Origin of the sequence: Hydrogenoanaerobacterium sp., from assembly GCF_032017025.1 — a bacterium.
Classification (GTDB): domain Bacteria; phylum Bacillota; class Clostridia; order Oscillospirales; family Ruminococcaceae; genus Hydrogenoanaerobacterium.
In genome coordinates this window covers 160,817-182,684 of sequence record NZ_DALZQO010000001.1, presented here as the reverse complement: position 1 = coordinate 182,684, position 21,868 = coordinate 160,817, and the positions used below count along the sequence as shown (strand labels likewise).

Genomic DNA, 21,868 nt, shown 5'->3' with positions numbered 1-21,868 from the left:
ACTTTCGAACCACGAATATCAAATGCTGCGGACAGCAGCTTTAAATATGGTAAACGCGCTGGGCGTGGAGGGCGGCTGCAACTGTCAGTTTGCACTGCATCCCACCAGCTTTGAATATGCGGTCATTGAGGTAAACCCGCGCGTGTCGCGCTCCTCCGCACTTGCCTCTAAGGCTACCGGCTATCCCATTGCAAAGGTGGCAACCAAAATTGCCATCGGTTACACTTTGGATGAAATCGTCAACGCAGTCACAGGCAACACCTATGCCTGCTTTGAGCCTGCCATCGATTACATTGTCGTGAAGTTTCCCAAATGGCCGTTCGATAAATTTGTATACGCAAAGCGCACGCTTGGCACTCAGATGAAAGCGACCGGAGAGGTGATGAGCATTGGTACCAGCTTTGAGCAGGCAATACTCAAGGCGGTGCGTTCTATTGAACTGGGTATGGATACCATGAATATGCCCAAGTTAAAGGCGTTTTCCACCCAAGAGATTACCGCCAAGCTGCACGACTGCAACGATGAGCGCATTTTTGTGGTATACGAGGCGCTCAAACGCGGCATTGCTCCCGAGCATATCCACGAGGTTACAATGATCGACCTGTGGTTCTTATATAAATTTGCACACCTCTGCGAGCTAGAAGGCTGGATTGCAGAGGGTGAGCTGACCAAAGATAAATACATCACTGCAAAGAAATACGGCTTCCTCGATTCCACCATCGAAAAGCTTTCAGGACAGAAGATACAGCACCACCGCAATGCCTCCTATAAAATGGTGGATACCTGTGCCGCCGAATTTGCGGCACAGACCCCGTACTTTTACTCCACCTTTGACGAGGCGAACGAGGCGAAGCAGCACATTGACGAAAACCCCACCGGTAAAAAGAAAATTATTGTGTTTGGCTCCGGCCCTATCCGCATTGGGCAGGGGATAGAGTTCGACTACTGCTCGGTGCACTGCGTGTGGGCGCTGAAAGAGGCGGGCTGCGAGGCGATTATTGCAAACAATAACCCCGAAACCGTCTCCACCGATTTCGACACTGCCGACCGCCTTTACTTCGACCCGATTACCCCCGAGGATGTCGATTCTGTCATCGAAACCGAGCAGCCCGACGCAGTGGTGGTACAGTTCGGCGGGCAGACCGCCATCAAGCTCACCAAATATCTCTCGAAAAAAGGCGTCAAAATCCTTGGCACCGGTGCGGACAGCATTGATGCGGCGGAGGACAGAGAACGTTTTGACAAGCTGCTTGAAAAATGCGGTATTCCGCGCCCCGCAGGGCACACCGTGTTCACCGTAGAAGATGCAGTAAATGCAGCAAATGATCTTGGTTACCCTGTATTGCTGCGCCCCTCCTACGTGCTGGGCGGGCAGAACATGATCATTGCACACAGCGACGCTGATGTGACCGAATATATGGGCATTATCCTCATACAGCACATCGATAACCCCGTGCTGATCGATAAATATATGATGGGCACCGAGGTTGAGGTGGACGCAATCTGCGACGGCACCGATTATCTGATTCCCGGAATTATGGAGCATATTGAGCGTGCAGGCGTACACTCGGGCGATTCTATATCGGTCTACCCCGCGCGAACTTTGTCCGAGCGCATCCGCAAAACTATCATTGAGTTTACCGGCAGGCTTGCCAAAGAGCTGGGAGTCATAGGGCTGGTCAACATCCAGTATGTTGTATACAACGATATGGTGTATGTAATCGAGGTAAACCCGCGCTCGTCGCGTACAGTACCCTATATCAGTAAGGTGACCGGTGTACCAATGGTGGAGCTTGCCACCAAAATTATGCTGGGAGCACGCCTCGCCGATTTGGGCTACGGCACAGGCTTATTCCCAGAAGGCGAATATGTTGCGGTTAAGGTACCGGTGTTCAGCTTCGAAAAGCTGCATGACCTTGACACTCAGCTTGGCCCCGAAATGAAATCGACCGGTGAAGTGCTGGGTATTGCAAAAACCTTTGAAGAAGCTTTGCTCAAGGGCATGGTTGCAGCCGGCTATAAAATGAAGCGCAGCGGCGGCGTGCTGCTTTCGGTTCGCAGCAGCGACCAACAGGAGATTGTTGCAATTGCAGAAAAGTTTGAGCGTTTGGGCTTTACACTGTATGCAACCCCTGGTACTGCGCTCAACCTCAACCAGCATATGGTTGCAACCAATTCGGTGCGCAAACTCGGCGAGGGCAAGCCCGATATTATTGACCTAATTGAAAGCGGAAAGATCGATTATGTCATCTCCACCTCAGCAAAAGGACGTGACCCGCACCGCCACTCGGTGCAGATTCGCCGCAAAACCGTAGAGCGCTCCATCTGCTGCTTTACTTCGCTCGATACCGCCAACGCAATGGCAGACTGTTTAGCAACAGGCAAGGGGACGGGCGACATGCACTTTATCGATATTACAAAGCTTTAACAGTAACACAAAAAAGACCTCGGATAATTCCGAGGTCTTTTCCTATCATATTGTGAACTCCCAACAGGAGACTTGCCTAGCCCTTCATAAACCGTGATAAAAATTCGCGGGTAAGCTCGTTTTGCGGGGTGTTAAACAGCACCTCCGGGGTGCCCTCTTCGGCAATTACGCCGTCTGCCATAAACACAACGTGCGACGAAACATCGCGTGCAAATGCCATCTCGTGTGTGACAATAATCATCGTAAGCCCCTCTTTGGCAAGGTCGCGCATAACCTCCAATACTTCTCCCACCATCTGTGGGTCAAGTGCTGACGTAGGTTCATCAAACAGCAGTACCTCCGGCTCCATAGCAAGTGCGCGCGCAATGGCAACACGCTGCTTCTGCCCGCCTGAAATTTGGTGTGGCTTGGCATTGACATACGGTGCCATGCCCACCTTGGTGAGGTACTTGAGCGCAAGCTGCTCAGCGGCGGCCTTATCTTTTTTCAGCACCCGCATCGTACCTATCATGCAGTTTTGCAGTACGGTCATATTGCTGAACAGGTTGAATTGCTGAAACACCATGCCAACCTTGGCACGGTAGCCCGATACCTTAACGCCTTTGTTAAGGATATTTTTGCCACGGTATAAAATTTCGCCGGAGGTAGGTGTTTCAAGCATATTAATGCAGCGTAGCATGGTGGATTTGCCTGAGCCGGATGCACCGATAATGCAAATGACGTCACCGTGGTTTGTCTGAAAGCTGATGTCGCGCAAGACCTCGTTGGTGCCAAAGCGTTTGTTCAGATGGCGAAGCTCAATAACAGCATTGTTCTGTTCCATTAGAATTTCCTCCTTGGCTTAATGGGTACATGTCCGCATGGGTCAACAAGGTGATCGGTAGGAACTAAATCGTAGTAATCGTTACCGTCAATCTTTTTTTCCATCCAGCGCAGTATACGTGAGCTAGCAAACGTCATAATAAAGTAGATTACACAAATGATAAAGAACACTTCGAAATAACGGTAATAAACGCCTGCGGCCGATTTACCGGTGAAGAACAGCTCGGTTACCGAAATAACACTGAGCACCGAGGTATCCTTAATGTTGATGATAAGGTTGTTGCCAATTTGGGGAAGAATGTTGCGCAGGGCCTGCGGCAGCACAACATAGTACATCGTTTGAAAATGCGTCATACCAATCGACTTTGCGCCCTCGGTTTGTCCCACATCAATCGATGCAATACCGCCGCGTACCGTTTCTGCCATGTAAGCGCCTGTATTGATCGAGACGATAAAAAAGCCCGCAAACATAGGCGTCATGTCAATCTGAAACATTGCCATAGAGCCATAATAGATGACCATCGCCTGCACGATCATAGGTGTACCGCGGAACAATTCGACGTAAGCCGCCAGCACAGCACGTACAATTTTGTAAAGCACCCGAAATACGGGGTTGGTGCTTCTGCTCACCGGTATGGTTTGAACAATGCCCACCAGTAACCCGATGATACAGCCGATTAACGTACCCACAAGGGCGAGCATCAGTGTAACTCCTGCGCCCTTTAAAAGCTGCGGCCAGTATTCATTGACAAAGAACCACACCCATCCAAAAAAACTTTGGTCTGCGGTTGCCATAGCGTTCACTCCAATATGTAAAATTTAAAGGTAGTATAGCATGTTTTATGGATTAAGAACAGTAAATGATGCGTTAAGAATTGTCAAATCGCAAAAATAGGGGTTCAAACAGTTGAACCCCTATTGGATGATTTGTTTTGAAGACGAGGATTGAGCCGATACCCGCTTATTGGGCGAGAGGCTGAGCTTTGATTGCGTCTTCCATCATCTTGGTACGGTCATCCTCGCTGATGGAAGCGAGAGCCTCGTTGATTTTTGCTTTCAGCTCGGTATTCTGCTTTGAAATTGCAATGCCGATTTTAATGTCTTCAGGGTCAGCCTGAAAGCCTTTTTCTGCCGCAAAATCCAGCATTACCAACTCGGGGTTGGAGTAAGCCGCTGCCATTGCAGTTGGCCGATCGGTGCACACAAGCTGAATTTTACCCGAGGTGAGCGCCACAATCATAGCGGGTACATTTTCAAGCGCAGGCTGAATTTTAGCTTCGGGAATCTGCGGGAGAAGATCGTACCAAACGGTGTTGAGCTGCGAGGTGCAAACTGCGCCCTTCAAATCCTCCAGGCTGGTTGCAGAAGCGAAAGGTGAAGATTTTGTGGTAAGTGCGAGGATATCCGCATTGTAGTAAACATCGGTAAAGTCAACACTTTTCAAACGGTCGGCGGTGATGCTCATGCCCGCAATCGCAACATCTATTTTACCCGAAATAACCGCGGGGGGCAGGCCGTCCCACTCTGTTTTTACAATTTCAAGGTCATAGCCGATTTTTTCGGCAATTGCTTTCGCCACAATCACGTCGTAGCCATAAGCATATTCGCTGCTGCCGGAAATGGGTACCGCACCGTTTTGATCGTTGCTCTGTGTCCAGTTGTAGGGTGCGTATGCGCATTCCATTCCAACCTTGAGTACAGGCTTATTCGAAGATGTTTCTGCCGAGGAGCTTGCCGGTTTTTTAGAGCATGCCGCCATAGAGGTGATGAGCAGTGCTGCGCAAAGCGCGGCTGCAATTATTCTTTTAGCCATTTTCATATTTCTCAATCCTTTCCATTTTGCAATAAGCCTTGCATTTTGTTTCACAAACTTTGCCACTGTAAAGTGGCAAGGGTGCCGGCTGAATAATGAGTCGGCACCCTTGCGAAACCTTGACAAAAGTTGCATTTTTCCTTTGTACAAAAAGGAGTAATCCGCTCTTATTGGTTAAGAGTGATTATATCGAATTCCCTTTCAATTGTCAATCCCTGTTTGTTAGAAATTTGCAAGAAAGGGAGGTCTGAGTTTCATATAAATTTTTTTGGTTTTATTTTACTCTGTTATTTCAGCATTACAGGTTTACATGTATAATCGTAGCCACAGGGCAGAATATCAGGCAGCGTCAGAGAGTACAGGTCGGTCGAACGCGATTCCAGCTTTGCAATGCGCTCACAGTCCGGGCTGCACCGTTCCAGCTGCGCCAGTGAGGATGACAGCGGCAGCTGCGCCGTTTTTTTGGCACGGTTTAACACCTCAAGCCCGTTTTTATTAAAGCCCAGTACCCGCAGGTACGGCGGGGGAGTAAGCGCGTCCGTCTCTGTAATGCCAAGATAAGCAGACAGCACCAGACGGCGAATGCGTGCAAGCGGGTATCGTTTGCTTTTGACAGACATCTGCAATTTTTCGAGCGTATCGGCCTGCCTTACCGCCGCGTACAAACGGTTCTCCAGCCCCTCTGAAAGGTCGGGCAGGGCAGCAAATTCAGCAGGGGGCATACGGCGCAGCACTGCCAGCACAGAGTTTTCTGTACGCGCAAAGTCGGCGGGCAGCAGACGCGCCTTCTGCGCACTTTGGTAAACCTCATATGCATCGGCGGGCACAAACGGACGCAGCCCATTTAGGCCTTGTGCTGCCATTGCTTTGCGCAGCATAGAGGCCGACGCAAACACTCCACTTGTCACATTGCTGTCATGCGCTACACCCCTGCGTGTTACCACACAAAACTCCGGTGCAAACTCAAGCCTTGCTGCCGCTTTTAGGTATTCAATGCCCAGAATGTTATTGGGGCTCGCAACAAGTTCTGCTTGCTCCTTGCTCAAGTGCTGCTCCAGTGCAAGTTGGCGCGCTTTTGCAAAAGTAAGCCCCAATCTCAGGTGCTGCTTCACATGCGGTGCAAGCTCGTTGGTAAGCAGAACCCCTGCAAGGGGTTTCAGTTGCTCAAAAGAGCTTTCCGCGCCAAAACTGACCATATCAATACAGCCCAGTGCCTGTAGCAGCGTGAGCGCGCCTGCCGCAAACCGTTCTGCGGTAGACATCGCATAGGGCAGCGGCAGTTCAATAACGAGATCGGCCCCGCAATGCAGAGCCGCCTCGGCGCGCACGTGTTTTTCAAATTGCGCTGCGGCACCCCTTTGCAAATAGTTACCGCCCATCACAGCGACAATGTGTGTTGCGCCTGCCTCGCGTGTTTTTGAAATTTGAAATGAATGCCCATTGTGAAATGGATTGTATTCCGCAACAATTCCTGCAATTTTCAGCTAAATCAGCCCCTTTTATGCAATAAAACCTTGCAATTTACGTTATATTGTAATAATATATAAAAGTGTGACAAGATGTCAAGTTTATGCGATTTGTCGCAGTTTGAGAAATGACTGCGGCCCCAAAAACAGGCATTTTATGTATTTAACAAATTGTGTGATATTAGGAGGAACAACTGGAATGAAGGTATTGGTAATCAACGCAGGAAGCTCATCACTGAAATATCAGCTGATTGATATGACGGATGAAAGTGTTCTTGCGAAAGGCAACTGTGAAAGAATAGGAATTGACGGCCTGATCGGCCACAAAACAGCGGACGGCAGAGAAGTTGAGAAGAATGTGGACTTTCCTACCCACAAGGAGGCATTCCTTGCGGTTGTTGATATTCTTACCAAAGGTGAGGGCAAGGTAATCGATGATGTAAAAGAAATTTCGGCAGTGGGCCACCGTGTGCTGCACGGCAGCGAGGTTTACAAAACCTCTACGGTTATCACCGATAAGGTAATCGAGGATATTTTCGCATTCTCGGAGCTCGGCCCTCTGCACAACCCTCCTCAGGCAACCGCAATGAAGGCTTGCCAGGATGTTTTCGGTAAAGAGACACCGATGGTAGCGATTTTCGATACTTCGTTCCATCAGTCCATGCCTGCGAAGGCCTATATGTTTGGTATCCCTTATGAGTACTATGAGAAATATTCTATCCGCCGCTACGGTTTCCATGGTACAAGCCACCGTTATGTGAGCAAAAGATACTTCGAGGTTACCGGCAAAGACCCCGTGGGTACTAAAATCATCACCTGCCATCTCGGTAATGGCAGCTCGATTGCTGCAATCAAAGACGGTAAAGTGCTCGATACCTCCATGGGCTTTACCCCGTTGGATGGCTTTATCATGGGTACCCGCTGCGGTGGTATTGACCCCTCTGTTGTTACCTATATCGCAAATAAAGAGGGCAAAACTCCCGATGAAATGTCCGACCTGATGAACAAAAAATCCGGCTTCCTCGGCATTTCCGGTGTTTCGAGCGACTGCCGCGACCTGCATGCTGCTGCAAACAGCGGTAACGCCCGTGCAAAGCTTGCCTTGGAGATGTTTGTATACCAGATTAAGAAGTTTGTCGGCGGTTACGCTGCTGCTATGGGCGGTGTTGATGCAGTTATCTTTACCGGTGGCATCGGCGAAAACGACAATAAAATCCGTCAGTGGATCTGCAGTGATATGGAGTATATGGGACTTGAAATCTGCGAGGATCTAAACAGCGAGGCTTCCCGCCACGATGCGAAGTTCTCGAAAGATGCTTCCAAAGTTGAGGCTTGGGTACTTCCCACCAACGAGGAGATTATGATCGCTAGAGACACTATGGAACTCGTCGGCAAGTAATCCTTTCGCAAGAGGGGGCAGGGCGCTCTGCAGTTCTTGTAAGGTGTACCTGCACTGCTGTTAACTTTAGTTTGACAAAAGCCGTTTCTTGCCATAAGAAGCGGCTTTTGCAATTTATATTTTACAGCAAGATGAAGATATAATAAAACAATACTCAGCCTTTGGGCTGAATGCTGCGTACAGCACGGCATTTGCCGTTTTTGGCAAATATGCTTTATCACATCGGAAACAGTCTTTGCGCGCTTTGATTTATGATAGAAAAATCAAAAGCAGTTTATGTACAGGGAGTGACCTTATGTATGATATCGCAATCATCGGTTTAGGGCCTGCGGGCGCAACGCTTGCACGTCTGCTTGACAAACGCTTTAAGGTAGTCGCTATTGACAAAAAGCGGGATCAAAATTTGGGTTTTCGCAAGCCGTGCGGCGGGCTGCTTGCCACCGATGCGCAAAAGGCACTTTCCCGATTTGACCTAACGCTGCCAAAGGATGTACTGGTTGACCCGCAAATTTTTGCGGTTCGAACGCTTGACCTTCGTACAGGTCTCACGCGGCATTATCAACGTTTTTATATCAATCTTGATCGTCACAAGTTCGACCTGTGGTTAAAGTCACTGATTCCGCATGAGGTGGAGATATTCGACAATGCCCAGGTTACAAGGGTAGCGCGTAAGAGTGATTGCTTCGAGGTTTGCTTTGCGCAGGATGGTAAGGAGCGCCAACTCAAAGCAAAGTACGTGGTTGGGGCGGACGGTGCTCAGTCCTTGGTGCGCAAAATGCTTTATCCAAATAAAAAAATTCGCAGCTACGTGTCGATTCAGCAGTGGTTCCGCGAAAGCAATCCCAACCCGTTTTATTCCTGTGTGTTTGACCCCGAGAACACCGATTGCTACTCGTGGAGCATCTCGAAAGACGGCAGCTTTATCTTTGGCGGCGCTTATCCTGCCAACAACTGCCGCGAACGGTTTGAACGGCAAAAACAACGCTTGCAGGAAATTGGTATACAGTTTGGCGAGGTGCAGAAAACCGAGGCTTGCCTTGTGCTGCGCCCCTCAAAGCTGGATGACTTCTGTTGCGGTTATGATAACGCGTTTCTTATCGGTGAGGCGGCGGGGTTTATCAGCCCCAGCTCACTTGAGGGGATAAGTAGTGCTATTAACACCGCCTATGATTTGAGCAAGGTACTGAATGCCGGCACCACAAACCCATGTGCCGCCTACCGCAGAAAAACACTCGGGCTGCGCATCAAGCTGTTTTGCAAGGTGCTCAAATGCCCATTTATGTATTTTCCGCCGCTGCGTAAATTGGTGATGAAAAGTGGTTTGGACAGCATTCATATGGCATAACGGTCACTAAAAACCTCGGCTGTAGAGCTACAGCCGAGGCTTAAAAAGGGGGGAGAGGATTATTCGTGTATTTCTCTTCTGCTGCTATCATGGAACAACAGTGAGATTGCCCAAACGCCTGCCAACGCTACCAATGTGTAGATAACACGGCTGAACATTGCGCCCTGTCCGCCAAACAGCCATGCAACAATGTCAAACTGGAAGATACCAATTGCGCCCCAGTTCAGTGCACCGATGATGATCAGTACCAAAGCAATTTTATCAAGCATTTAAATTCAACTCCTTAAGCTTAATGTTGAAAAACGTGTACAAATCGAGTTTGTCGGAGCACCGCGTATTGCAGCGACCGATTAAAACTATTATTTGTCTGTTACACAAGAAATATACAAAGCTGTTCACAATTTTGTAACCGATTTATTGCTTTTATCGACAAGGATAACACACACGCCTTATAAAAATTTAGTACATTCAAAAAACTTTCATTGAAATTATTTGTATATATTGCAATTTTACAAAAATAATGGCACAATAAAGTGTAAAGATATTACGGCATAGCTTTTCCAATACGAAATGGAAAAGTAGGCATTGCATCTGCCGTGCAAACGGATTCCCAGAGCGAATGCCGTTATGCGCAAGCAATTCTATTTTGCAAATGGAATTGCTGTAGACCGATATAGAAAGACGAGGGTTATGCTGTGCATCAAACAATTTTGGTACTTGACTTTGGCGGTCAGTACAACCAACTGATTGCAAGGCGCGTGCGTGAATGCAACGTCTATTGCGAGGTTTACCCCTACAACACCAGCATTGAAAAAATTAAAGAGATTGCTCCTGTCGGCATCATCTTCACCGGTGGGCCAAACAGTGTCTACCTTGAAGATTCCCCAAAATGCGATAAAGCAATTTTTGAGCTCGGTATTCCCGTGCTCGGCATTTGCTACGGCATTCAGACGATGGCTCAGGTGCTGGGCGGTACGGTTGTAACACCCGATAACCGTGAGTATGGCAAAACGGAAACCTATTATAACACCAGCTGTAAGCTGTTTGATGGTTTGCCAGAAAAAGCTGTTTCATGGATGAGCCATACTGACTATGTCAGCAAGCTGCCCGAAGGCTTTGAAGTTACCGCACACACCGACCTCACCCCGATTGCCGGCATGCAGAATGTGGACAAGCATATCTATGGTGTACAGTTCCATCCCGAGGTGCTTCATACCGAAAACGGCATTGCAATGCTGCGCAACTTCCTTGAGAAGGTTTGCCATGTAAAAGGCGATTGGACTATGGGTGATTATGCGGTTACCGCGATCAACCAGATTCGCGAAAAGGTTGGAGATGGCAAAGTGCTGCTGGCTCTTTCCGGCGGTGTTGATAGCTCCGTGTGCGCTGCCTTACTTGCCAAGGCGATTGGAAATCAGCTCACTTGTATCTTTGTTGACCACGGTTTTATGAGAAAGAACGAAGGCGATGAGGTTGAAGAGGCTTTCTCAAAGTGGGATATCAACTTTATTCGCGTGAATGCGCAGGATCGCTTTTTAAATAAGCTTGCGGGTGTTACCGAACCGGAAAGCAAACGCAAAATTATCGGTGAAGAGTTTATTCGTGTGTTTGAGGATGAAGCGAAAAAGGTTGGCGAGGTCGACTTCCTTGCACAGGGCACCATCTACCCCGACGTTATTGAGTCCGGTGTAGGCGATGCAGCGGTTATCAAGAGCCACCACAATGTCGGCGGACTGCCTGATTACGTTGATTTTAAAGAGATTGTAGAGCCGCTGCGCCTGCTGTTTAAGGATGAGGTTCGTAAGCTTGGCCAAGAGCTGGGTCTTTCCGAGACTTTGGTCTGGCGTCAGCCGTTCCCTGGCCCGGGGCTTGCTATTCGTGTTATTGGTGAGATTACCAAAGATAAACTGGATGTTCTGCGTGACGCAGACTTCATCTTCCGCGATGAGCTTGCCAAAGCAGGTATTGCAAAGGATATCAACCAGTATTTTGCGGTGCTTACCAATATGCGCTCGGTTGGCGTTATGGGCGACAGCCGCACCTACGACTATACCCTTGCACTCCGTGCAGTTACCACTACCGACTTTATGACGGCAGACTGGGCACGTATCCCTTATGATATTCTTGAAACGGCCAGCGTCCGCATTGTAAATGAGGTGCGCAATATCAACCGAATCTGCTACGATATCACCTCCAAGCCCCCTGCCACAATCGAGTGGGAGTAAAATAAAAAAGTCCCCGAAAGTCAAACGCATGGCTTTCGGGGACTTTTTCTGCTCCGGCTGTAAGAGATATGTTATCCAATATTATCTGCAAACAAGCCCTTGGTGTTATACATATATACGCTCAGTACCAGCCCCATCCCCATATAGGTAGAGAGAACCGACGAGCCGCCCGCACTAAGAAACGGCAGAGTAACGCCAATAACCGGAACCACACTGAGGTTCATACCAATATTGATGATTGACTGAGATGCCAGCATAGCAAAAACACCGACACAGATGTTCTGCCCGAGTGCATCGGGGCAGCGGCGAGAGTTAAACAATATTTTGAGGCAAATTGCGGCGAGCAGTGCAATGACGGCGATACACCCGACAAAACCGATTGCCTCCCCTGCAAATGAAAAGATAAAGTCGTTGTGCATTTCGGGTACGAAGCGATGCTCTACATGAAAAATACCTTTGCCCCAAACCCCACCTGAGCCAATCGAGATATTACCGTGATACTGCTGATAAAAAATATCCTTAAATTGAGGATCATCTGGGTGGAAGATGGCGAGGAAACGCAGCTTTTGGTCATTGTTCATAATTGCGAACCAAAGTACGGGCAGAGCCACCGCCACTGCGCCAAACGCCATTAAAATGTATTTCCATGCAACGCCCGCTGCAAACAGCATAAATACAAAAATAAACGCAAAAATTAGTGCAGAGCCATCATCGCCTTGAAGATGAATGAGCAGCACAGGTACCGCGCCATGTGCGCAGAGCAGCAGAATGTTTTTCGTTGAGTTGATATCCTCCCTTACCAATGAAAGGTGATAGGCAAATGACATAATGAAGCTGATTTTAAAAAACTCAGAGGGCTGTAATCCAATACCAAAAATTTCGAGCCATGCCCTGTCGTCGATCGATTCGCTTACCTGCTTACCAATAAAAAAGGTGAGGATTACGAGGAAGAGTGCCAGAGGTACATGCAGCTTCCACATTTTTGCAGTAAAACGGTAATCAATTTTTGAAAGAATAATTGCTGCCAGCAGGCCGGCTCCCGTCGCAATAATTTGCGTAATAACCTTGCCTTGTGAGATGTAATTATCGTCGGCAATGCCCATCAATAAAGCAATGCCCAGCCCCGAGCAGGCAAGACTAAGCAAAATCAACCAATAATCGGTGGTTTTGCAATAGTCCCCAATATATCCGAAAAACTTTTTCATTCTTTACAATCCTTATATTTGTTAATGGTTGTGACCCTTTTATTATAGTATAAACCACAACAAAACGCAATTGATGCTCTAGGCAAAATTCATAAAACGAAAAAAATTAACAAAATAGCAAGGCTTTCTCTGTAATAAGAGACAGGAATATGCTATAATCGTAGCAATAGTGTGCATCTGCACGGACGATAGAGGGGGATTCATCGATGCTGAGTGATATTGAGATTGCACAGGGCGCAAAGATGCTGCCCATAGCCGAGGTTGCGGCAAAATTGAAGATTCAAAATGAAGAGTTGGAGCCATATGGACATTACAAAGCAAAACTTTCCGAATCAATTTACGATCGCCTTGCAGGTGAGCGTGATGGAAAGCTGATATTGGTAACTGCAATTAATCCGACTCCCGCAGGCGAAGGTAAAACTACTACCACTGTTGGCTTGGGGCAAGGGATGGCAAAGCTGGGCAAAAATGCGATCATCGCGCTGCGTGAGCCGTCTCTGGGGCCTGTATTCGGTATCAAGGGCGGTGCCGCGGGCGGTGGTTATTCGCAGGTTGTACCCATGGAGGATATCAACCTGCATTTTACGGGCGATATGCATGCCATTACCGCGGCAAACAATCTGCTCTGCGCTATAATTGATAACCATATGCAGCAGGGGAATACTCTTGGTATCGATCAGCGCAGAATTTTGTTCAAACGCTGCATGGATATGAACGACCGTGCACTGAGAAACACCATTGTGGGGCTTGGCGGAAAAATGAATGGAGTACCCCGTGAAGACAGCTTTCAGATTACGGTGGCAAGCGAGGTTATGGCGATTTTATGCCTGTCCTCCGATTTATCTGATTTGAAAGAACGATTAGGCTCGATTTTGGTTGCATACAGCTGCGAGGGTAAGCCTGTTTATGCGCGTGACCTACAGGCGCACGGTGCCATGGCTGCTCTGCTGAAGGATGCCCTAAAGCCTAACCTGGTGCAGACACTGGAGAATACCCCTGCGCTGATGCACGGCGGACCATTTGCTAATATTGCGCATGGCTGCAATTCTATCCGTGCCACTAAGCTGGGCTTAAAGCTTGCCGATTACTGTATTACTGAGGCGGGCTTTGGCAGCGACCTCGGTGCAGAAAAATTTATGGATATCAAGTGCCGTTATGCGGGGCTGGCACCCTCGGCAATTGTATTGGTAGCAACTCTGCGTGCGCTGAAATACAACGGCGGCGTACCAAAAACAGAGGTTGCAAAGGAGAATGTTGAGGCATTGCAGCAGGGGCTATGCAACCTGCAGGCGCATGTTGAAAATATGCGCAAGTATGGTGTACCGGTCGTAGTTGCTATTAATCGCTTCCTTACCGATACAGACGAAGAAATTGCGGCGCTTTCCCGCTGCTGCGAACAACTGAACGTAGAGTTTGCACTGTCTGAGGTATTTGCCAAGGGCGGTGACGGCGCGGTGGAGCTTGCTAAAAAGGTAGTTGCAGCATGTGAGCTGCCGGGTAATTTTAAGCTGCTGTACGACGAGCAGTTGCCCATCAAAGAGAAAATTGCCACCATTGCAAAGGAAATTTACGGTGCTGATGGTGTAGATTATACTGCGCAAGCGAATAAATTGATTCAAGAGATTGAGGCTCTGGGTAAAGATAAGCTGCCTGTTTGCATTGCAAAAACACAGTATTCGCTTTCGGATGACCCTGCCAAATTGGGGCGTCCATCCGGCTTTACCATCACGGTTAAAGATGTAAAGCTGAGCGCAGGAGCGGGCTTTATCGTGGCACTTACCGGTGATATTATGACCATGCCGGGCCTGCCCAAAGTACCTGCCGCAAACCTTATTGATGTAGACGCGGACGGGCACATCTCAGGGCTATTCTAAAAAAATAAGGATTATGATATTATGTTGACCTTTCACAGTAGCGGTGCATTGGCCACCGAAAACTTTGCACGCGAACTTGCGGCAAAGCTGCGCCCCGATGACGTACTTGCGTTTCGGGGCGGGCTTGGCGCGGGCAAAACCACTTTTGTACGCGGGCTTGCTGAGGGCTTGGGTGATAACAGCGAGGTTTCCAGCCCCACCTTTGCCATTGTGCATGAATACCGCTGCAACCCTAAGCTTTACCACTTTGATATGTACCGCATCACCTCGCTTGATGACTTGTATTCCACCGGTTTTTTCGACTATCTCGAAACCAGCGCGATTCTTGCCATCGAATGGAGCGAGATGATTGAAGATGCATTGCCCGAAAACACGACGTTCATTACCATCACGGCAGGCGAGGGCGATCAACGTACCATTACGATTGTGGGTGATGAACGGTTTTAGTGCTTTGTGTGCGAAAAGTGCGTGGAGTAAATTAGTAAAAGCAAAGGCGGCTTTGTGCGGCACTTTGCCGCAGGGAGATGAAAAATTTGAAGATACTGGCAATTGATACCTCTGCACAGGCGGCATCTGCGGCGGTGTGTGAGGATGGACGCGTTTTATGCGAAAGCTATGTGGATGTAAAGTTGACGCACAGCGAAACATTGCTGCCTATGTTGGATAGCATGCTGCACTGTGCCGCGCTTACGCTAAATGATATGGATTATCTCGCGGTTTCGGTAGGCCCTGGCTCCTTTACGGGTTTGCGCATCGGCATTGCGGCTGTAAAAGGGCTGGCATTCCCGCGCAACATACTGTGCATCGCTGTTTCTACGCTGGAGGGGCTTGCTTACAACCTAACAGGGCAGAGCTGTATCGCCTGCTGTGTGATGGATGCGCGCTGTAAGCAGGTGTACACCGCCTGCTTTGATGTGGAGGGAGAAACGGTCTCCCGCATCACCGATGACGAGGCTATCACCATTGATGCACTACAGGAAAAACTTTCTGGATTAAAAGAAAAAAAACCAATAATTTTAGTTGGAGATGGCGCGCTGTTATGTTATAATAGTTTTGGTGAAAAAAGCCGGATTCATCTTGCGCCCCCGCAACTTCGGTATCAGCATGCGAACAGCGTGTGCAGGGCAGCAGAGCAGAAAACGGCGGCTTCGGTAGGCGCAGGTGAGCTTGTGCCTGCTTATCTGCGTCTGCCCCAAGCAGAACGTGAGCTTTTGAAGAAAGAAGGAATGAAAACATGATAGCAATTGGCAGCGATCACGGCGGCTTTGCTTTAAAACAGGAGATTATCCAGTGGCTTACCGCAAATGGCTACGAATATAAAGATTTTGGCACTAAAAATACCGATAGCTGTGATTACCCCGATTACGCACTGCCTGTGGCACATGCTGTGCGCAGCGGTGAGTGCGACAAAGGCATTTTATGCTGTGGTACCGGTATTGGCATTTCCATTGCTGCAAACAAGGTTCATGGTATTCGTGCAGCGCTATGCAGCGATTATTTCAGCGCAAAATATACCCGTAAACACAACGACTCAAACATTATTTGTTTTGGCGAACGTACCATTGGCGCAGGCCTTGCATGCGAATTGGTCGACGTATTTTTAAACACCGAATTTGAAGGTGGAAGACATGCTCTACGAGTACAGAAAATAATGGACATTGAAAAAGAAGATTGTTAAAAAACTAATCTGATATATATGGAGGACAAAAACATGGCTAAAGCATTGATTATGGATCACCCGCTGATTCAACACAAAATTTCTCTTCTGCGTGACAAAAACACAGGTTCAAAAGAGTTTCGCGAGTTGGTTTCCGAGGTGGGTATGCTCATGTGTTATGAGGCAACCCGTGACCTGCCGCTCAAAGAGGTTGAAATTGAAACCCCGATTGCAACTGCAAAAACAAAGGTGATCTCCGGCCGTAAGCTGGCGTTTGTCCCCATTTTAAGAGCAGGTCTTGGTATGGTAGACGGAGTTCTGTCGCTGGTTCCCGCGGCAAAAATTGGTCATATTGGCCTGTATCGCGACGAAACCACACACACACCGGTAGAGTATTACTGCAAGCTGCCGGCAGATATTACCGAGAGAGATGTTATTGTACTTGACCCGATGCTTGCAACCGGCGGTTCTGCAATTGATGCGATTAATATGATTAAAAAGCGCGATGTCAAGAGCATCAAGTTTATGTGCATTATCGCAGCTCCCGAGGGCTTAGAGGCGCTGCAAAAGGCACATCCCGATGTTCCTGTTTACTGCGCATCGCTTGATCAAAGGCTTGACGATCAAAAATACATCGTTCCGGGCCTTGGCGACGCAGGCGACAGAATCTTTGGCACAAAATAGCTTTCACAGAAAGCCCGTTTCACCTGTTGAAGCGGGCTTTTTATTACAATAATACCAATATAGAACGGAGATTTTATGAACACAAGAGTCTATCTGGTGCGCCATGCCGAGGCTGCCGGCAATGTTGCCAAAACCTTTCAGGGGCATTCGGATTGCGAGGTTACCGAAAAGGGGCACAAGCAGCTTGCCTGCCTTGCAGAGCGTTTTAAAGATGTGGAGTATGCTGCCATTTATTCGAGCCCGTTGCTGCGTGCCCGTCAAACTGCAGATGCGGCAAATCGTTACCATGGGCTTGAGGTTCAGCTTGATGCAGGGCTGATTGAAATTAACGGCGGCGATATTGAGGGAATGAGCTGGGATGAGATTCCAGTGAAGTACCCCGGGCAGCAGGAAGCATGGGATAACGCCCCGCATGAATACTGGGCACCAAACGGCGAGCAAATGGTGGAGGTGTACGAGCGTATTACGGTGGCAGTTAACCGTATTGTACGCGAGAACGCAGGTAAAACCATTGTGTTGGTAAGCCATGGCTGTTCCATCCGCAACTATCTTTGCTACGCGTATGGGTGGGATATCAAACGCCTGCGCGATGTAATGTGGGAGGAAAACACCTCGGTGTGCTGCATCGATTATACCGGCAGCGATTTTCACCCCACCGTAATTTATCAAAATGACGCATCTCATTTGCCCACCGAGCTATGTACCCTGGCACACCAAAGCTGGTGGAAAACAACCATAACGGAGGATACAAAATGAAAATAATGGCAGTAGATTTTGGCGACGCACGCACAGGGCTTGCTGTATGTGACCGCACCGAGTTTTTGGCGTCCCCTGTGGGTGTCATTCACGAAAAAGATTTTGAGCAGTGCGTAAAAAAAGTTTCTTACGCGGTAGAGGAGTACGGTGTACAGGAAGTTGTGGTGGGCTACCCAAAGAACATGAACGGAACAGTGGGTGAGCGTGCGCAAAAGTGCGAGCTGTTCAGCCAAAAGCTGCAGGAGCTTATTTCGATCCCCGTTAAACTGTGGGACGAGCGCTCGACTACGGTTTCGGCGATTGGTTACCTGAATGAAACCAATACGCGTGGCAAAAAGCGCAAAGAGGTTATCGATGCGGTTGCGGCAACAATTATTCTGGAAAGCTATCTGGCATACAGAAAAAACCATAAGGAAGATTGATTATGAGACAACCAAAGCACGTATCCGATTCCAGAACCGAACAAATACAAATTTTAATGCCCGAACACATCAACGGCGCCGGTCGGCTGTTTGGCGGCCAGCTTGTGGAGTGGATTGACGTTGTTGCAGGTGTGGTTGCACGCCGCCATTCGGGCTGTAACGTCATTACCGCAGCGATTGACAATCTCCAGTTTAAGGCGGGTGCGTATGCCAACGAAACGCTGGTGCTTATTGGGCGCATTACCCATGTAGGCAGAACGTCAATGGAGGTGCGTGTAGATACTTATGTAGAGGATTTGGGCGGCTTTCGCCGTGCAGTCAACCGTGCTTATTTGGTGATGGTGGCTCTCGATGAAAAGGAGAACCCCACCGAGGTGCCGGGGCTGATTCTTGAAACCGAAACGGAGCGCGCCGAGTGGGCGTCGGGTGAGCGTCGCCATGAATTGCGCAAACAGCGCAGGGTAGAAGGCTATTAATTAAAACAAAAACAGAATTTTTAGGGCCTCACAAAGTAAGACGGCATCTGCTGCATGTAATATACCAGCAAAAAACAGAGGGTATTTCTATTTTGCTACTAAGAAAGGAAATATTTTATGCAGAAAAAAGTTTGCATTATTTCCGTTGTTTTTTTAGGTATCTGTTTCGTATTAGCTTGTTTCTTTCTAATTCGAGGTAGTTTAAGCGTACCCACCATTACTTCGGTTAAAGTACTTGATGATGAATTAAATCCCTTGCCTATAGAAGATGGCTGGGTAAAGCTGAACAGTAAAAATATAATTGAGGTAGAGGTGAAAGGCATTTGCACAAGAGTTGAATTTTATGTAGAGCCTGTAGAAGAACCGGCTGATCAACAAGGTACAGAGTTGGCTGATACAACAGTAGCAGAGCCTGCAAAGCCATCAAATGCAGATAGCTATAGCCTCCAAAGGTGTATTTCTTCTCGCCCTCCTTTTCGTTGGGGATATTTTAATTGGAAAAACACGGAAAGAACCAGTTGGCAACCTGATCATGGTTTTAAGGGGCACATTTGGGTAATTGTATATAATAAAGATATTGCCAGAACTTCTAATACCGAAAAGTTTTTAGTCAAAGCAATTTATGAATAAAGTTGTGTTATGAGAGCAATCACCAGGAATATAGAAAAAAGAAGGGCGGAGGTTATCCGTCCTTCTCTTTTTTCTTGTCTTTTGCAAGCAGTTCACGAATACCCATGTAAAGTAAAAGAAGAGCAAACAGCTTGCTAAGCAGCTCCTCACGGATGACACCGGTCAGCCACAACCCAGCCCACACCCCAAGCAGACCGAAAGCAATACAAATAAAAGCCGATTTATAGTTGATGAACTTGTTTTTTGCGTGAATGCATACCGCAATGATTGCGATAGGAATAAAAAAGATGAGGTTTATGCCCTGTGCGTTAAGCTGATTTATCCCCACAAATGCGGTGAGGTACAGCAGCAAAATGGCTCCGCCCCCTACGCCCATGGATGCGGCAATCCCGGCAAGCAGGGAAGAGATAAAAATCCAAATTCCGTTCATCGAAACAGTAACCGTGTTGCAGAATAAAGGATAAACACAGCAAACACCTTTCTCAGCCAAAAGTCAGGGATTTTCTTTAAAAACAGCGCACCCACCACTGCCCCGATGATACCCCCGGGCAAATAGGGCAGCGCGTCTGAAAATGTTACATTGCCGCGTGTAACATACATATAAGAGCTTGCCGCCGACAAAAACAGCGTAATCAAAATGGCGGTGGCATGGGCAGATTTTGCCTCCCCATCCAGCTTCTTTAAAAAGCTTACCGCTACAATGCCGCCGCCTGCACCAAACAGGCCGTTAAGCACTCCGATAGATGCCCCTGCCAAGGCATGCATGATCAAGTTCATTCCTTATCCCCCTGTGCTTAATTGGTTCGGCTGTAGCACCTTTTTGTCAGCAAAAAAATAAGACCTATGAAACAGTGTTCCATAGGTCTTATTTGATTATACCTGCTGCAACGCAACCTGCTTGAAAATAGGCTGGTATTGTCTCACTGCTAGGGCACCATGTTACCGGCAGCCTTGTAGATATCGTACCACTCCTCGCGGGTAAGCTTTACGCCAGATGCCTTGCAAATATCCCGTAGGCGGCTTGTATTCATGGTACCTACAATAGTCTGCATTTTTGCGGGGTGGCGCAAAATCCAGGCGACAGCGATAGCACTGTTCGTGACTTGATGTGCCTGAGCGATGCGATCGATCACTTTGTTCAGCTCGGGAAATTTTTCGTTGTCGAGAAAGACACCATCAAAAAAGCCGTACTGGAATGGGCTCCATGCCTGAATGGTAATGTCCTTGAGACGGCAGTAGTCCAGTATACCGTTGTCGCGGTCAACAGAAGAGGGGATCTCCATGTTCATGGTGAGCGTAGAAGCAACCATACTGCAATTGGTGATGGAAAACTGCAGTTGGTTGACGATCAGCTTATCGGTCAAATACTTATTCAGCAGCTCAATGGTCATGGGGGGCAGATTGCTGACACCAAAGTAGCGAACCTTGCCCGTGGCCTTCATATGCGTAAATGCCTCTGCAACCTCTTCAGGCTCCATCAAAGCATCGGGGCGGTGCAGTAAAACCACGTCGAGGTGGTCGGTTCCCAGCCTTTTCAGTGAACCGTCTACCGAGTCGATCAAATACTCTTTTGAAAAATCGAAGTAAGCACCGCGGCGAATGCCGATTTTCGACTGAATAATCATTTCATCGCGCAGTGAAGATTTAAGATCCACTGCTTTGCCAAACAGCTCTTCACACTCGCCGGAGCCGTAAACAGTGGCATGATCAAAAAAATCAACACCCTCGTCCAGCGCAGTACGAATCATAGTTTCCGATTCTTTTACAGAAAGCTTATTCATCCTCATGCAGCCCAGTGTAATTTCAGATGCCATGAGTCCCGATTTGCCGAGATTTACTTTATTCAAAGCAGTCACCTCATATTCAATGATAGGTCAAACCAAATTCGATTTATCCATCTCGATACTATCCTTTATAACTTCCGATGCAAGAATGTACCCCGCAACCGGCGGTACAAACGAGATACTCCCCGGGCTGTGTTTGCCGTTTGCACTGCTTGCCAGCACCTTTGCCGCAGGTTCGTCCGAAAAAACCACCTTAAGGCTAGGGACGCCGCGCTTTCTGAGTTCACGGCGAATCACGCTCGCAAGGCGGCAGCCGCTGCCCGCTGTGTCCGCAATGTCACCAACCTTCAGCTGTGTGGGGTTTAAACGGTTACCCGTACCCAGGCAGGAGATTAAGCGAACATTTTTTGCAAGGCAGGTTTCGGCGAGATGCAGCTTTGCGGTTACCGTATCAATTGCATCTATAATATAATCAGGTGCAAAATCAAATACAGCGCTGCTGTTATCGGGCAGGTAAAAACAGTCGGCAGACTGAATATCCGCTTCGGGGTTGATCGCTAGCAAACGCTTTTGTGCAAGTATGCTTTTTTTCATACCCACATGTTCTTGTGTATAAAAAATCTGGCGATTCAGGTTGGTGATATCCACCGTGTCATGATCCACCAGCAGTAAATGGCCTACACCCGCACGGCAAACCGCTTCGGCAGCTGCGCAGCCTACGCCGCCCAGCCCAATTACCGCTACCCGCAGGTTTTGCAGGGTGTTCATATTATCTTCGCCCAAAAGCAGGGCGGAGCGCTTTAAGAATTCAATCAAACGGGTTTCCCTCACTTGTAAAAAGTTACATGGTCCAAATAATATTATATCCCGCCTTGCCGTTAG

At 48.2% G+C, this 21,868-nt stretch carries 23 protein-coding genes; 13 read left to right on the top strand and 10 right to left on the bottom strand.

Going from position 1 to position 21,868, the window contains the following annotated elements; translation table 11 throughout:
- Nucleotides 1-2,428: carbamoyl-phosphate synthase large subunit (gene carB, locus RTV33_RS00835; protein ID WP_312640538.1), on the top strand; the 2,428-nt coding region annotated here is incomplete at its 5' end.
- 76 nt (nt 2,429-2,504) lie between these two features.
- On the opposite strand, the gene RTV33_RS00830 is transcribed toward carB, so the two are convergent.
- From RTV33_RS00830 to RTV33_RS00815, 4 genes are all read right to left on the bottom strand, one after another.
- Complete coding sequence (locus RTV33_RS00830; RefSeq protein WP_312640536.1) at nt 2,505-3,251, bottom strand: amino acid ABC transporter ATP-binding protein; 747 nt, start codon at nt 3,249-3,251, stop codon at nt 2,505-2,507.
- Nucleotides 3,251-4,045, bottom strand: a complete 795-nt coding sequence (locus tag RTV33_RS00825; protein WP_312640534.1) for an amino acid ABC transporter permease — start codon at nt 4,043-4,045, stop codon at nt 3,251-3,253. Before RTV33_RS00825 ends, RTV33_RS00830 begins: the two co-directional genes overlap by 1 nt.
- A gap of 166 nt (nt 4,046-4,211) precedes the next feature.
- The gene (locus RTV33_RS00820) at nt 4,212-5,069 is read right to left on the bottom strand and encodes a transporter substrate-binding domain-containing protein (protein ID WP_312640532.1); all 858 of its coding nucleotides are present in this window, start codon (nt 5,067-5,069) and stop codon (nt 4,212-4,214) included.
- Between the two features lie 281 nt (nt 5,070-5,350).
- Nucleotides 5,351-6,532: a nucleotidyltransferase family protein gene (locus RTV33_RS00815; RefSeq protein WP_312640955.1), complete on the bottom strand. Its 1,182-nt coding sequence runs from the start codon at nt 6,530-6,532 to the stop codon at nt 5,351-5,353.
- Between the two features lie 196 nt (nt 6,533-6,728).
- Here RTV33_RS00815 and RTV33_RS00810 point away from each other — a divergent pair, with 196 nt between their 5' ends.
- Nucleotides 6,729-7,928, top strand: coding sequence for an acetate kinase (locus RTV33_RS00810; protein ID WP_312640530.1), 1,200 nt, complete (start codon nt 6,729-6,731; stop codon nt 7,926-7,928).
- Nucleotides 7,929-8,223: 295 nt separating this feature from the next.
- Nucleotides 8,224-9,273 (top strand): FAD-binding protein, encoded by a 1,050-nt coding sequence (locus RTV33_RS00805; RefSeq protein ID WP_312640528.1) that lies wholly within the window; start codon nt 8,224-8,226, stop codon nt 9,271-9,273.
- Between the two features lie 59 nt (nt 9,274-9,332).
- On the opposite strand, the gene RTV33_RS00800 is transcribed toward RTV33_RS00805, so the two are convergent.
- The gene (locus tag RTV33_RS00800) at nt 9,333-9,542 is read right to left on the bottom strand and encodes a DUF378 domain-containing protein (RefSeq protein ID WP_312640526.1); all 210 of its coding nucleotides are present in this window, start codon (nt 9,540-9,542) and stop codon (nt 9,333-9,335) included.
- Nucleotides 9,543-9,968: 426 nt separating this feature from the next.
- On the opposite strand from RTV33_RS00800, the gene guaA reads away from it, so the two are divergent.
- Nucleotides 9,969-11,498, top strand: a complete 1,530-nt coding sequence (gene guaA / locus RTV33_RS00795) for a glutamine-hydrolyzing GMP synthase (RefSeq protein WP_312640524.1) — start codon at nt 9,969-9,971, stop codon at nt 11,496-11,498.
- 71 nt (nt 11,499-11,569) lie between these two features.
- On the opposite strand, the gene RTV33_RS00790 is transcribed toward guaA, so the two are convergent.
- Nucleotides 11,570-12,703, bottom strand: a complete 1,134-nt coding sequence (locus RTV33_RS00790) for an FtsW/RodA/SpoVE family cell cycle protein (protein WP_312640522.1) — start codon at nt 12,701-12,703, stop codon at nt 11,570-11,572.
- A gap of 206 nt (nt 12,704-12,909) precedes the next feature.
- Between RTV33_RS00790 and RTV33_RS00785 the strand changes: the two genes are divergently transcribed.
- The 9 genes from RTV33_RS00785 (at nt 12,910) to RTV33_RS00745 (ending at nt 19,202) form a co-directional block, all read left to right on the top strand.
- Nucleotides 12,910-14,577 (top strand): formate--tetrahydrofolate ligase, encoded by a 1,668-nt coding sequence (locus RTV33_RS00785; protein WP_312640521.1) that lies wholly within the window; start codon nt 12,910-12,912, stop codon nt 14,575-14,577.
- 21 nt (nt 14,578-14,598) lie between these two features.
- Nucleotides 14,599-15,024, top strand: a complete 426-nt coding sequence (gene tsaE / locus RTV33_RS00780; RefSeq protein ID WP_312640519.1) for a tRNA (adenosine(37)-N6)-threonylcarbamoyltransferase complex ATPase subunit type 1 TsaE — start codon at nt 14,599-14,601, stop codon at nt 15,022-15,024.
- Nucleotides 15,025-15,110: 86 nt separating this feature from the next.
- A complete protein-coding gene (gene tsaB / locus RTV33_RS00775) occupies nt 15,111-15,815 on the top strand; it encodes a tRNA (adenosine(37)-N6)-threonylcarbamoyltransferase complex dimerization subunit type 1 TsaB (RefSeq protein WP_312640517.1) in 705 nt (234 codons plus the stop codon).
- Nucleotides 15,812-16,255, top strand: a complete 444-nt coding sequence (gene rpiB, locus RTV33_RS00770) for a ribose 5-phosphate isomerase B (protein ID WP_312640515.1) — start codon at nt 15,812-15,814, stop codon at nt 16,253-16,255. Before tsaB ends, rpiB begins: the two co-directional genes overlap by 4 nt.
- A 33-nt stretch (nt 16,256-16,288) precedes the next feature.
- Nucleotides 16,289-16,918: a uracil phosphoribosyltransferase gene (gene upp / locus RTV33_RS00765; protein WP_312640513.1), complete on the top strand. Its 630-nt coding sequence runs from the start codon at nt 16,289-16,291 to the stop codon at nt 16,916-16,918.
- A 75-nt stretch (nt 16,919-16,993) separates the two neighbouring features.
- A complete protein-coding gene (locus RTV33_RS00760) occupies nt 16,994-17,674 on the top strand; it encodes a histidine phosphatase family protein (protein WP_312640511.1) in 681 nt (226 codons plus the stop codon).
- Nucleotides 17,671-18,096: a Holliday junction resolvase RuvX gene (gene ruvX, locus RTV33_RS00755; protein WP_312640509.1), complete on the top strand. Its 426-nt coding sequence runs from the start codon at nt 17,671-17,673 to the stop codon at nt 18,094-18,096. The genes RTV33_RS00760 and ruvX overlap by 4 nt, the downstream gene beginning before the upstream one ends.
- Nucleotides 18,097-18,098: 2 nt before the next feature.
- Nucleotides 18,099-18,572, top strand: a complete 474-nt coding sequence (locus RTV33_RS00750) for an acyl-CoA thioesterase (protein ID WP_312640507.1) — start codon at nt 18,099-18,101, stop codon at nt 18,570-18,572.
- A 117-nt stretch (nt 18,573-18,689) separates the two neighbouring features.
- A complete protein-coding gene (locus tag RTV33_RS00745; protein WP_312640505.1) occupies nt 18,690-19,202 on the top strand; it encodes a hypothetical protein in 513 nt (170 codons plus the stop codon).
- A 52-nt stretch (nt 19,203-19,254) separates the two neighbouring features.
- Here RTV33_RS00745 and RTV33_RS00740 read toward each other — a convergent pair whose 3' ends face one another.
- The 4 genes from RTV33_RS00740 to RTV33_RS00725 form a co-directional block, all read right to left on the bottom strand.
- Nucleotides 19,255-19,632, bottom strand: a complete 378-nt coding sequence (locus tag RTV33_RS00740; RefSeq protein WP_312640503.1) for a TSUP family transporter — start codon at nt 19,630-19,632, stop codon at nt 19,255-19,257.
- Entirely contained in the window at nt 19,629-19,979 is a 351-nt protein-coding gene (locus RTV33_RS00735) for a sulfite exporter TauE/SafE family protein (RefSeq protein WP_312640501.1), read from the bottom strand. Before RTV33_RS00735 ends, RTV33_RS00740 begins: the two co-directional genes overlap by 4 nt.
- A gap of 149 nt (nt 19,980-20,128) precedes the next feature.
- Nucleotides 20,129-21,049, bottom strand: coding sequence for an aldo/keto reductase (locus RTV33_RS00730; RefSeq protein ID WP_312640499.1), 921 nt, complete (start codon nt 21,047-21,049; stop codon nt 20,129-20,131).
- Nucleotides 21,050-21,076: 27 nt separating this feature from the next.
- The coding region (locus RTV33_RS00725; protein WP_312640497.1) for a tRNA threonylcarbamoyladenosine dehydratase at nt 21,077-21,868 on the bottom strand (792 nt) is incomplete at its 5' end.